The sequence below is a fragment of the Halopenitus sp. H-Gu1 genome, from assembly GCF_041821145.1.
In the GTDB taxonomy this organism is placed as follows: domain Archaea; phylum Halobacteriota; class Halobacteria; order Halobacteriales; family Haloferacaceae; genus Halopenitus.
This window is the reverse complement of record NZ_JBGUBC010000001.1, coordinates 45,733-58,922: the sequence shown is the minus strand read 5'-3', so window position 1 is coordinate 58,922 and position 13,190 is coordinate 45,733. Positions and strand designations below refer to the sequence as shown.

General features: G+C 63.6%; 6 protein-coding genes. 5 read left to right on the top strand and 1 reads right to left on the bottom strand.

Annotated elements, in window-relative coordinates; genetic code table 11:
* Positions 1-76: 76 nt before the first annotated feature.
* Complete coding sequence (mutL, locus tag ACERIT_RS00280) at positions 77-2,623, bottom strand: DNA mismatch repair endonuclease MutL (protein WP_373672794.1); 2,547 nt, start codon at positions 2,621-2,623, stop codon at positions 77-79.
* Positions 2,624-2,735: 112 nt separating this feature from the next.
* Between mutL and ACERIT_RS00275 the strand changes: the two genes are divergently transcribed.
* The 5 genes from ACERIT_RS00275 to csg all read left to right on the top strand — a co-directional run bounded on the left by ACERIT_RS00275 (position 2,736) and on the right by csg (position 12,958).
* The gene (locus tag ACERIT_RS00275; RefSeq protein ID WP_373672793.1) at positions 2,736-3,113 is read left to right on the top strand and encodes a hypothetical protein; all 378 of its coding nucleotides are present in this window, start codon (positions 2,736-2,738) and stop codon (positions 3,111-3,113) included.
* Positions 3,114-3,474: 361 nt separating this feature from the next.
* The gene (locus ACERIT_RS00270; RefSeq protein WP_373672792.1) at positions 3,475-5,100 is read left to right on the top strand and encodes a COG1361 S-layer family protein; all 1,626 of its coding nucleotides are present in this window, start codon (positions 3,475-3,477) and stop codon (positions 5,098-5,100) included.
* Between the two features lie 27 nt (positions 5,101-5,127).
* Positions 5,128-7,596, top strand: a complete 2,469-nt coding sequence (locus tag ACERIT_RS00265; protein WP_373672791.1) for an RND family transporter — start codon at positions 5,128-5,130, stop codon at positions 7,594-7,596.
* Between the two features lie 326 nt (positions 7,597-7,922).
* Positions 7,923-9,998: a BGTF surface domain-containing protein gene (locus tag ACERIT_RS00260; protein ID WP_373672790.1), complete on the top strand. Its 2,076-nt coding sequence runs from the start codon at positions 7,923-7,925 to the stop codon at positions 9,996-9,998.
* Between the two features lie 488 nt (positions 9,999-10,486).
* Positions 10,487-12,958 carry an HVO_2072 family ArtA-dependent S-layer glycoprotein gene (csg, locus tag ACERIT_RS00255; RefSeq protein ID WP_373672789.1) on the top strand — a complete coding sequence of 824 codons (2,472 nt, stop codon included), beginning with the start codon at positions 10,487-10,489 and terminating at the stop codon, positions 12,956-12,958.
* Positions 12,959-13,190 lie beyond the last annotated feature (232 nt).

The following is a 13,190-nucleotide window of genomic DNA, read 5'->3' as shown; positions in this document are numbered from 1 at the left end:
GATCGTCGATTAACTCTCGATCAGTCACCGCTCGTCGTTCGGTCAACGTGCCGGACGTTCGGTGTTCCGCTCTGATTCACTCCGTGCGTCGTCCGACGTGGCCGGGATAATCCCGCTCGAAGCGGTCTTCGATCTCCTCGCGGTCGAATTCGATGATCACCGGCCGTCCGTGCGGGCACGCGTAGGGATTCTCACACTCGTCGAGCGCGGCGAGCAGTTCGAGCACCGAACCCTCCCGGAGGGACGTGTTCCCAGTCACCGACGGGTAGCAGGCGAGATCCGCCACTAGCCCGTCGACAACGTCCTCGACCGGCTCCGCATCGTCGGTTCCCTCCTCGACGAGTGACCCCAGCACGTCCCGGAGCAACCCCGGATCGAGCGTCGCATCGAAGACGGCCGGGACCGCGGAGACGACGACCTCCCGGTCGCTGGCCCGCTCCGTCCGAAATCCGATCCCTCGAAGCTCCTCGTTGAACTCCGCGAAGAGCGCGGCCTCCCGCGCGGTCAACTCGACCGTCACCGGCTCGGCGAGCGCCTGGGCGTCCATTCCGTCGGCGAAGACCTCCCGGAGCCGCTCGTAGTTGACGCGCTCGTCGGCGGCGTGTTGATCGATCAACACGAGTCCCTCGGACGCCTCGGCGACGACGTACGTCTCGTGGAGTTGCCCGAGGACCCGCAGTCGCGGCAGCGATTCGAAGTCCCGCTCGATCTCCGCGGTCGTCGTCTCCCCGTCGAGCGTTCCCTGCTCGTTCGGAGTCGCGATCGACGGTACACGTTCCGTCTCGGTTGTCGTCCCTCCCTGTGACTCCCGATCGGTGAGCCCATCGCTCATCTCCTGCTCCGAGGTCGTCGCAACGTTCTCGGATGATCCGGAGTCGGTTACCTCGTCCCGTTGCCACGTTCTCGGCGAGGGTGACGCGTTCGCGGTCTTTCGGTCCGACGTGTCGGTATGGGCATGTTTTCTCTCGCTTCCCTCCTGCGTGTTCCGGTCGGTTCCGGTGGGATCGACTCCGCCTGTTGCACCCTCCGATGTGCTCGTCTCGACCGATCCGCCGGTTTCCCCGGATGGATCGTCCGTTCCCACTTCGTCCTCCGATCCGAGCGACGTCCCCGGATCGGTGAGTCCTTCGACGGACCAGGCATCCTCGTCGTTCGGATCGATCTCGCTCGCGTCGCCGGTTCGGTCCTCTTGGTTGGAAACGGATTCGGGATCGAGGGTTCGATCGTGCTCCGAGTTTGATCCCTGATTCCGATCGGATTCCGGGTTTCGGTTCTGCTCCAGTTCCGTCTCCCGATCACGGCCGTCGGTCGTCGCCGCACCGCCGCGGACCTCGGTGTCTGCACGCTGCGGCTCGATGGCGGTCTCCGTGGGGGCCGATCGGCCGCGCGGGGCGGTGGATCGGATCAGGCCGTGCTCGAGCAGCGCGGTTTCGACGGCCGTCTCGACCGCCTCTCGGACGGCCGATTCCGCATCGAAGCGAACCTCGAGTTTGCGGGGATGAACGTTCACGTCCACGGTCTCCGGCGGCACCTCGACGAACAGAACCGCGAAGGGGTACCTGTCCGAAGCGAGCTGGCCGCCGTAGGCCTCGATCACCGCATTCCGAAGCGCGCCCGCGGTCACGTACCGGCCGTTGACGAACGTCGAGAGGTACTCCCGGCTCGCGCGCGTCGTCTCGGGGTGGGAGACGAGTCCGTGGACGCGTCCGACCGGTGTCTCGTCGGGGAGGGATTCGGGTGGGACCTCCTCGCCCGTCATCCGTTCGTCGGCAGGTTGCCACTCGACGGGACGCATCGACTTCGCAACGTCGCGGCCGTAGACGGCAAGCACTGCGCTCTCGAGGTCGCCGTTTCCCTCGGTCGCGAACGTCTCGCGACCGTCGTGTTCGAGTGAGACCGCCACGTCGGGGTTCGCGAGCGCGTATTGGGTGAGTACCCGGTTGACGTGATCGAACTCCGTGGCGTCCGTCTTCAGGAACTTCTCGCGGGCGGGCGTGTTATAGAAGACGTCCTCGACCTCGACCGTGGTGCCGACCGGACACCCTGCCGGACGAATCTCGCCGACTTCGCCGCCCTCGACGGTGATCTCGGCACCGGTATCGGCCTCGGTCTCGGTTCTCCCGGACGAGTCGCCGTGTGCCTCCGGTCGGGGACGCGATCGGAGCGTCAGTCGGGAGACGGCACCGACCGTATACAGCGCCTCCCCGCGGAAGCCGAGCGTACCGACGCCCGCTTCGAGGTCGTCAATGTCGTCGATCTTGGAGGTGGCGTGTTCGGCAACTGCCTCGGGGAGTTGGCTCGCCGGGATCCCGATCCCGTCGTCACGAACGCGGATGCGGTCGGTTCCGCCCCCCTCGACCGACACGGCGATCCGTGAGGCATCCGCATCGAGAGCATTCTCCACCAGTTCCTTGACGATCGAGGCCGGTCGCTCGACGACCTCGCCGGCCGCGATTCGCTGGACCGTCCGTTCATCGAGCGGTCGGATCGCGGACGGCGCTGGATCGGATCCCGATCCGGACTCCGCTTTGGCTTCCGTTCTCGACCCCGACGACGGCGATCCGGGATCGGCGTCCATCCCGTTCGTCACCCCATCCTCATCGATCCCGTCGTCCTCGTACATACGCACTCTCTCTGGGATCGTCGCACTTCAACATGTGGGGCGCGATCGAGGCGCCCCGTTCTTCAGTGACGTTCGGAGATATTTCTTTATATTTGGAACCCGATCGTCACCCATGGCGACACGATTGACTACCGACGGCGGCGACCGTTCGACGTTCCGGACCCCATCCTCGCCCGTGGCGTACCTCGCAGTTCTCACGGCCCTCGTCTCGGCAGCGATCCACCTGTTCCTCGCGCCGCAGGTGATCGAATTCAGCCGGACGACCGGGATCCTCTTTTATCTGAACGGAGCGGGCTTTCTCGGCGGGATCGTCCTGTTTTTCACGCGCTACTGGCGCCGAGAACTGTATCTCGTCGCCGTCGTGTACGCCGGCGCGACCATAGTCGCCTTCTTCGCGATGGGCGGCCAGGTCAATCCCGTTTCGATCACTTCGAAGATCGCGGAGGCCATCCTGGTGCTGTCGGCGGGATATCTTTATCGGGCCAAGTAGTGAGGCGGAACCGGTTCCGTCCCGTCCCCTCCCGTTTCGGATTCGGATCCGGATTTAGATTCGGATTCGGGGACGGGACCCGACACGATCGCGACTCCCTGTTTGGTCACGGCTTTCGGTTCGATCGTGACTCCCGTTACCACCATCACTCAACTCCGTCTCCGCCGGACCAAACCAACGGATTGATGTATCTCCCTGGGAGAATGTAACTAAGTAGTTAGTCAGCCAATCGCCGATATATCGTCCCCCGATCGTCCGCCCCCGAATCGACGATATCCGACCGCATGCCCCCGATCAGAACCCGCCCCTCCGACCCACTACCACCATAGATGAGACCCGATCCAGTTTCCGGTGTTCGTTCATGAATTCGAGTCGTCTTCCGATCATCGTTGCGCTTCTCGTCGTCGCGTCCGTCGTCGCCGGCGTCGCCGGCGTTTCCGTTCCCGCCGCTGCCCAGGAATCCGGGGAGGTGATCGGCCAGCCGGACATCTCCTTTGCCACCGCAACGGGCGAGGTCTCGGCCGGCACCGCCGACGAGCTGACGGTTGCGATCACGAATCGCGGCAGGATCGATAAGGGCGGACCCGCCCAATACGAGGAGCGGGTCACGACCGCCCGCGGGATGACCATGGAGATGGACGATTCGAACGTCCCCATCGACGTCCAAACCGGTCAGATCACGGTCGGAAATCTCCCGACCGGATCGGCCGAGATCGGCGTCCCGATCGCGATCGCCGACGACGCGGAGCCCGGCACCTACCGCATTCCGATCGAGTACGAATACCAGTTCACTCGCCTCGTGGATTACGACGCCTACGGTACCGACTACGGCGAGTTCACGCGCACTCGACAGGGATCGATCACCGTTGAAGTTACCGAGGATGCCCGCTTTGAGGTCGTCGACACGAACGCGACCGCACAGATCGGCGACGAGACCGACGTCTCGATGACGCTTCGCAATACCGGCACCGAACCCGCCGGTGAGGCAAGCGTGACTGCCGAGTCGCGAAGCGGCGCGTTGAGCTTCGAGTCCGGTGCCGCCAGTTCGACCGCGTTCGTCGGTGACTGGGAGCCCGGTGAGACGCGAACGGTCAACCACAGTGTGGTTCTCGCCCCGGACGCCACTCGCCGCAGCTACACGATCGATCTCTCGGTGAACTACGAGGACACTGACGGGATCGCGGTGACTTCAAGGCCCATGACGGCCGGTATCTCGACCGTCGACGAGCAGTCGTTCGCCTTCACGGACGTCTCCTCCTCGCTCCGCGTCGGCGAGGACGGTGATATCGTCGGTACCGTCACGAACACGGGCCCAAAGCCCGCCGATAGCGTCGTCGTTCGATACGCGGACGACGCCCAGACCGTGATCCCGATCGAGCAGTCGGTCGCGGTCGGATCGCTTGCTCCCGGCGAGTCCGCCTCCTTTCGGCTACCGATCGAGGTGAGCGGCGAGGCCGAGGCCGGCGCGAAGTCGATCGACTTCGCCGTCAGCTATCGGAACACGAACGACGACCGACGCGTCTACGAGAAACTCGACGTGCTGGCAGACGTCGCGCCCGAGCGCAACCAGTTCGACGTCGTGCTCGCCGAGTCGACGATCGAGGCGGGCGGCTCACGAACCCTCTCGGTCGAGGTGACGAACAACCTCGACGAGACGGCTACCGACGTCGAGGCGCGGCTGTTCGCCGACGATCCCCTCGATACCGGCGAGGCCGATACGGGCTACGTCGAGTCGATCGAGCCCGGCGAGACGGTCACTTTGACCTTCGAGCTGACTGCCTCTGCCTCGGCGACGCCGGAGAAGACCTACCCGATCTCCTTCGACTTCCGGTACGATGACGAGGACGGGAACAGTCAACTGTCGGACACGGTTCGCGTTCCGATCGACGTGGTCCAGGGCGAGGAGGGTGGCCTGCCGCTCCCGCTCATCCTCGTGGTAGTCGTCATCGTGGCGGTCGCGGGGGCCGTCTGGTACCGGAGGCAGTGATCGATGATGGGGCGGAGGCAGTAGTCGATGACGCTCGGCGAGTGGGTCGAGGCGACGACGAGACGTCTCAACGAGACGATCGTCACCCGCCCGCGAACGGTCGTGCTCGTCTTTCTCATTCTCACTGCCGTCTTCGTGGGTGGGTTCGGGCTCATCTCTACGGAGACCGACGCCACCGATTCGTTCACCTCGGATCTCCCCGAACAGGAGGCGCTCGACGCGATAAACGACGAGTTCAAGGACCCCTTCGAACCCGATACTGAATCGACTCAGATCATTCACACCGGCGACAACGTCCTCACCAAGGAGGCACTCCTTCACAATCTTCGGGTGATAGAACGCGTCGAGAAGCGGGATGACCTCCGGATGGAGTCCGCGAACGGTCCCGCACCGGTCGTCGCGCGGACGATCGATCCCTCGGCGACGACCGCGGCCGAACAGCGGCGCGTCATCGAGCGATCCACGCCGGCCGAGATCCGTCGGACGGTTCGCGGACTGGAGGACGAGACCCGATTCACCGGCACCCTCTCGGAGGACTTCAATCCGACGACGGCCTCGGCGTCGGCGTCGGTCACGGTGATCTCTCACGACGTTCCAAACGGGTTCTCCTCGGCGGACCTAACCGACGTCCAGACGGACATCCAGGTGATCGCGGACGACGAACCCGGCGACATCCGGGCGTTCGGCTCCGGGATCACGAACGCGGAGATGGGCAACGTCATCGTCGACTCGTTGACGATCGTGATGCCCGTCGTCGTTCTGTTACTGCTCGGGTTCCTGATCGTCGCCTATCGCGACCCGATCGACCTCGTCCTCGGACTGTTGGCACTTCTGATGACGATCGTCTGGACGTTCGGGTTTCTCGGTTATTCGGGGATCGCCTTCAGCCAGCAGATGATCTCCGTGCCCGTGTTACTTCTTGCGGTCGGGGTCGACTTCGGGATCCACATCATCAACCGCTACCGTGAGGAGACGGTTCGGGGATTCGAACCCACCGAGGCGATGCGGACGGCGAACAACCAGCTCATGATCGCCTTCGTCATCGTCACGGTGACGACCGTCTTCGGCTTCGGTGCGAACGTGATCTCCGATCTCACGCCGATCCGGAACATCGGGATCGCCTCAAGTATCGGGATCGTCTTCACGTTCCTCATCTTCGGACTGTTCTTGCCGGCCGCGAAACTGGAGGTCGACGACCTCCGCGCTCGATTTGACGTTCCGGAATTCAACTCCAAACCGATCGCCTCCGAGGACTCCGCGCTCGGGCGGGCGTTGGCGTTTCCCGCCGTCGTGAGCCGGTATGCCCCCCTCGTGTTCGTGCTCGCGTTGTTGCTTTCCGGCGGCGCCGCAGCTGCTTACGGAGCCGGCGTCGACACGTCCTTCGAGACGAAGGATTTCCTGCCGCCCGAAGAACAACCCGACTACCTGGCGGGTCTGCCAGAGCCGTTCGCTCCCGGCGAGTACACCGTCACGGAGACGATAAATCTGCTTGAGGATAAGTTCGCAACCAACCAGGACCAGTCGGTGAAGTTGTACGTCGAGGGCTCCTTCGAGGAGGATCACGCTCTTGAGGCGCTTGCGGCTCCAAACGACGATCCCCCCGACACCCTCTCCGTCGCTCCCGGCGGCGAGGCCCAACCGCGGAGCATCCTCACCGTCATCCAGTCACACGCCGAACGAGATCCGGAGTTCGCCGCGCTCGTCGCGCGCAACGACCGGGACGGAAACGGCATTCCCGACCGGAACCTCGATCGGATCTACGACGAACTGTTCGACTCCTCGTCGGGCGCGCAGGCCGAACGGTATCTGACCGAGGATCGCCGGAGTGCCCAAGTCGAGTACGCGATCGAGGCGGACGCCTCCCAGGACGTCGCCGCCGCGGACACCCGGGAATTCGCCGAGGACTTCCGATACACGGCGACCGCTACCGGCTCGATCGTGGTCTTCGATGCGGTCACCGACCTCATCTTCACCTCGGCCATCCAGGGGCTGATCCTGGCGGTTGGGTTAACCGGGGTCTTTCTGGTGATCGCCTACGGCGTCCTGGAGCACAAGCCGATGCTGGGCGTCGTGAACGTCTTCCCGATCCTGATCGCGATCGCCTACCTCATCGGGACGATGCGGTATCTGGGCATGTCGCTGAACGCGCTCACGGCGACGATCCTCTCCATCTCGATCGGGTTGGGGATCGCCTACTCGGTCCACACCACCCACCGGTTCATCGACGAGTACAACACCGGGGCGAACGCCCACGAGGCGATGGTGATCACGCTATCGGGCACCGGCGGGGCACTCCTCGGCAGCATGCTCACTACCTCGCTTGGAACCGGCGCGCTCGCGCTCGCTATCACGCCGGTCCTCGGTGACTTCGGCCTTCTGATGGCGCTGAGCGTGCTCTATTCGTTCGTGATGGCCGTGATCGCGTTACCTCCCGCGGTGTTGCTGTGGGCCCGGTACGACGAGGCACAGCCGTTCTCTGGGATCGTGAGCCGGTGACCTGGAGTCGGTGACGGCTCCCCGAGGTCACCGGATCCCTTCCGCAAGATGCCGGATGCGATCGCCCGCGTGTTCGGATCGGCGAGTCCGCCATTGACGACCGGGGACGTTCGTCGACGATCCACGAGCGGCGCCGGCGACGGACCCATCGCCCAAAGTATTTACCCTGTCCATCGTTCTTTCCGGGTGAACGCCCCCGCACCCGAGACGGCGGTCCGTCCCGGCACCGGGCCCCACGCGCCGACCGCGGATGGACGGCGAGAGTCGGGGTTCCCGGGATCGCCGGCCATCGCCCCGTTCCGGCCCAGGCCCCCACCCACCGAACGATGACACGCGACACACCTATTCAGACGACGGCGCGGGCGGTCCTTCTCGCGGTACTTTGTTCTGCGGCCGTCTGCTTGCTCGCGGTCGCCCCGGCGGCTGCGACCGCCGACGCCGTCGATCAGGGCCCGGAGACGTCCTCGGCGTCGATCGACGATGTCGATGCGCCCGCTCCCAGCCGGACGGCCACCTCCGTGAACGGCTCGGCGAACGGTCCGGCGAACGACCCGGCGAACAGCCCGACGAACGGCTCCGACACCCGGATCGACGATGGGAACGGGACCGGAGACGGCGCCGGAGCGAGCAGGCAAGTCGGCGGCTGGAGCACAGCGACCTACGAGCGGCCCGCGGGCGACGTCGTCACGGTGACGCTCGATCTTTCGAGCGCGGTAGCAGCCGACGACGCGGACGGGGAGACGACCGACGTCCCCGATCACGCGTACGTTCAGATCGGGAGCGCGGAGGCCGGGTTCATCGACGTGCTTCGTCTCGAGGACGTCGACGGCGACGGCGAGGTGACCGTCTCGATCAATACGCGAACACTCGGGACGAGCGACAGCGTGAGCGCCACGAACACCGATCTCGTCTACTACTCCGAGGACGACGCGGTCCGAAGCGGGGTCCACGGTCGGTTCCCCACCGGCGAGGACGGGGCGACGTTTGTCGGCCCCGAGGGCGAATCCCTTGAGGACTTCGACGCCTACCTCGCCGAACTCGGACTGATCGCCTCGGCGGACACCGATCGCGGGATCGACCAGCTCGATCGGCCGCTCCAGCCGGGCGAGTACCCGATCGCCGCCGGCACGACCGGTGAGTTCCGGGTCGTCGAGGCGGGCTCTACGGCCCCCCAGGAGTCCACGCCGGGCAAGTCCGCGATGGTAGCCGACGACGAGGCCGCGCCGCTCGGTCGGGCGATGATCGCCCTGGAGCAACCAGGCATCGAGGGCGTCTCGATCCAGGCCGCGCCCGCCGGTGCGGCGAACGCGGCCGACAACCGGACGGTCCTCCAGGAGTCGATGGGCCAGCGTGATGTCGTCGCTGCCGGCGACCGGCTGGTGATCGCGACGGAGGCCACGGGGATCTACGGACATCTGGTTGCGATCGAGGGCGACTTCGAATCCCTCGAGACCGGCTTCGCCCCCGGGACGCTGGCGGAACTCGAAACCCGGACGGGCGAGGGCGTGCGCTTCGCCGTCGAGGCCAAGAGCGGCCCCGTGATCCAGGGGCCCGGATCGAGCGGCAGCATCGACTCGCCCCTGGAGGTGCTCGACCTCACCGAGATGGATCCCGAGGCGGTCTCGGTCTACGCGGACAACGAGGTCGGCGAGTTGTACGTGGTCGTGGACACGCGTGCAGTCAGGGTCTTCGATCCGGACGACGAGGACGAGGAACTCGACTTTTCGGCCTCGATGGCCTACGACACGGACCCCGAGGAGCCGTTCCTGTTCGATCGCGCGGACCGTCACATCGAGACGTTCTATCGCGGGCTGCTCGGCGGAGCCGGCGGCGACCCCGGTGAGCCCGCATTCCCGTATCTCGAACCGGGCGACGACGAATCCGAGACGGCCAACTTCTCGGTCGCCGAACCGTGGGCGCACTTCGAGGGGATCGAGGACAAAGACGCCGACGGCGAGGACGCGGCTGTCGGCACGATCCGCCTCACGAACGCGGAATCGGTTCGGATAGCCGGTGAGACGAATCTGGCACCCGGCACGAAGGCAACCCTCCGGGTGGTCTCCGCGGAGGCCGCCTCGCTGTCGTACGTCCAACTCGCGACCGTCGAGGTCGAATCGGACGGCACCTTCTCCGCCACCTTCGATCTCTCGGAAGCATCGGCCGGTGACATGATCGAGGTAAGATTCAGCGTGAACGAGGAGCCCGTCGCCACCGCGAACGCGGAGATCGTCGGCCCGGACGTCCGAACTCCTCCCGAGCCGACTGCCCCGGATGTTCCGTCGCTCACCGGGGAGACACCGGATCTCACCGAGGAGTCGACACCCGGCTTCGGCGTCGTCGCCGCGCTTCTCGCGCTCGTGGCCGCGATCGGTGCGGCGGTCGGCGTTCGGCGGCGAGTCTAATGATCGAACGGTCGTTGAGGTGGGTCTCCACGGCTGGGTCTGGTGCACCACTAACTCTAGCTGCGCTGATTCACTTTAGTCGATTATTGTAGTATCGCCCACGTGCGCGCGAGTCGACGTGAGTCCGTTTCGGGGCATATTGGGGCCACATTCGGCTTTGAAAGCGCCCTCACGGTCTGACGAACGTCTGACATACCCAACGAGCGGGGTCGATCGTCGGCTTCTCATCGACGTCGGCGTCCGGGCGGATCAAAACGTACCGAAACACGTCAAAACGGCATGTTACGACGCCATCTGACGGAGATCGATCGAACGTCGATCGGGGCTTAGAAGGGCCTTTACCACCCGAATTAGCCCTCCGAAGTGTGTGAACGACTACCTAACAGATACACAAAGTACTTAATGGAGGTCGGTATAATTGACCGTGTTGACCGGACGGAGGACATAGCGGTGTCTTTCCGGAGGTCCATGCGAAACAGAACATAACTATGACAAACGACACAAACTATCGCTCGAAGGGGCGCGCGGTGTTCCTGGCAGTGATCATGGTAACATCCATGATCGCGTCGGGTGCAGCGATCGCTGCTGCTGACGAGCGTGGTGACTACGGTAACGCTGATGCCCGGGATGACTGGGACACCAGTGCAGGCGCAGGTATCGTTGGTAACAACTCAACAGTCTATCAGGGTGAAGACAGCATCGTATTTAACGAGAGTACAAATGCTAATGAGGAAGTTAGCCCTGGTAGCCTGATCGGTGAAGCTGGCTCTGCAGAGGGAGAACCTCTGCAGATGCCGATCCCTCAGGATCAGCCAACAGGTCGGTACACGGATTCGAGTACCGGATTCACCACCACCGTAATGACTCCGCGGGTAACTACATTTGAAGTTCAGAACAATGCCGGTGCAGACGTAAATAACGGCATTCTCACGACGGATCAGAACAACGCCGTCGTCTACGTCGAATACAACTACGACAACGCGGAGGACGTTGAGCTCACCGTCGAAGATGAGGACGGACTTGACGTCACTAACGAGATCGTTACTGACACTAACGGCGCCACGCGGAATGACGATGGATCGATTGAGATCGATCCCAATAACGTCGATGCGGGTGAATATACGTTCACCATCGCGGGTGTCGAAGACCTCGATTATGGTACGGCAACCGACTCGACGACAGTCACGATCACCGACGATCAGACTGCATCCTTGAACCTTGGCAGCGATGAGGTCACGCAGGGCGAGGATCTAGACTACACGGTCGAGAACAGCCCGGAAGGAAACTACCACGCGGTCGTGATCGAATCCGGTGACTTCCGCGATGGGATCACCAACGAGAGTATGCGTAATATCTTCCGGAACGTCGGTGACACCGCCGCAATCGGTGCTGTGAACAACAGCGACGGCGGCTTCGATAACTCGGGTACTCTCTCCGCGAGCGAGATCAACTACGCCTACGCGATCGTCGAGATCGACGGCGGAAACGGTGTCGGATCCATCGAGACCCAGCACCTTGATGACTCCTCGATCGATGTTGACCTCTACCCGGCAAGCGGGTCTGAGGACGCCAGTGACTATCTCGACGCCAATAACGACCTGAGTCGTGACGTCACGGATAATGACACCGACGACGAGCAGGACTTCGATGTCGTCGAGGGCGACGTCACGCTCGACAGTCCGACCGGTGCGTACGTGGTCGGCTCTGAGGTCGACGTGAACGGCACCGCTGCGGAGGGTGTCGACGAGGTTGCGATCTACGCTCGTGACAACAACGACTTCGAACTCGTCCAGATCGACGGTGACCGGACGATCAACGTCGAAGGTGACGACACCTTCGAGGAGACGGACGTCGTACTGGACGGCGATACGCTCGGTAACGACATCCTGTCCCTGCCCGGAACCTACCGTCTCGGCGTTATCGATGCACAGGATGCCGACACTGACGACGATAGTGATAGTCAAGTGGATGACGACCTCACTACCTCCCAATTCAACAGCGGCGTGAGTAGTACCTCGTCGATCCGCGTGCTCGACACCGAGCTCGATGGTGAGTTCATCACCTACAACGGTCAGGTCTCCAGCGACGACGAGGAGGTCGACGTTGAGGGTGCTGCTCCCGGCAAGGACGAACTCGTCGTTGCCTTCGTCGACTCTCGTGGTAACGCCGTTGCACACGCCATCAGTGTCGACAGCGACGATACCTTCGATGAAACCGTCGATATGCCCAGTGCAGATCTGAGCGAGGGTAGTGTTTCCGCACACATCCTCTCCGCCGGTCGTGATGGTCACTTCGGTGAAGACAACAGTAGTGGCGAAAGCGCTAGCGCCTTCGCGAACGAGATCGAAGGCTACTCCGGTACGGCCGATCAGGTCCGTGACCGGATCCTCTCGAACTCGGTTGAAGACACTGCGAGCGACGACCTGATCGTCACCGAGAACTTCCGCTACTCGGACAGTCTCACGACGATCGAGTCCGTCACCGATCCGGCCGAAACCGGTGGCACGCTCGAAATCGAAGGAACGACCAACATCCGTCCGGACGACAACACGATCACCGTCGAACTCCTCGACGAGAACGACGACTCCGTGGCGATCACGAGCACGGACGAGTGGGAGACTGACGGCGTGTGGTCCGTCGAGATCGAACTCGCCGACGTCGAACCCGGCAGCTACACGGTTGAAGCCGACGATGGCGACAACACCGACCGTGCTAGCGTCGAAGTCGTCGAAGAGATAGCGACGGAAGAACCGACTGAAGAGCCGACTGAGGAACCCACGGAGGAGCCCACCGAGGAACCGACTGAGGAACCCACGGAGGAGCCCACCGAGGAACCGACTGAGGAGCCGACAGAAGAGCCGACCGAGACGACTGAGGAAGAGACGCCCGGCTTCGGTGCCGTCGTCGCCCTCGTCGCCCTCGTCGCGGCTGCACTCCTCGCAGTCCGGCGTCGTCCCTAACTCGGACGCCTAACCACTGACCCATCCGGGTCAGCCCGATTTCCACTTCTTTATCGTGCCACGTCGATGAGCGGCAGCGCTCCCGTTGCTTCGCGTTGCCCCTCCGATCGTGTCACGACGTGTCCCGATCGACTTCACGCACCGAGCGGTATCGTGCGTTGACGTCGATAGCTGTTACTGGATCTGTAACACCATCTCGACCCTACGACAGCCTACCGTGGATACATATAGG

What these genes read in the sequence shown, in the direction of transcription:
- mutL (WP_373672794.1), bottom strand. Translation starts at nt 2,623, where the DNA reads ATGTACGAGGACGACGGGATCGATGAGGATGGGGTGACGAACGGGATG.
- ACERIT_RS00275 (WP_373672793.1), top strand. Translation starts at nt 2,736, where the DNA reads ATGGCGACACGATTGACTACCGACGGCGGCGACCGTTCGACGTTCCGG.
- csg (WP_373672789.1), top strand. Translation starts at nt 10,487, where the DNA reads ATGACAAACGACACAAACTATCGCTCGAAGGGGCGCGCGGTGTTCCTG.
- ACERIT_RS00270 (WP_373672792.1), top strand. Translation starts at nt 3,475, where the DNA reads ATGAATTCGAGTCGTCTTCCGATCATCGTTGCGCTTCTCGTCGTCGCG.
- ACERIT_RS00265 (WP_373672791.1), top strand. Translation starts at nt 5,128, where the DNA reads ATGACGCTCGGCGAGTGGGTCGAGGCGACGACGAGACGTCTCAACGAG.
- ACERIT_RS00260 (WP_373672790.1), top strand. Translation starts at nt 7,923, where the DNA reads ATGACACGCGACACACCTATTCAGACGACGGCGCGGGCGGTCCTTCTC.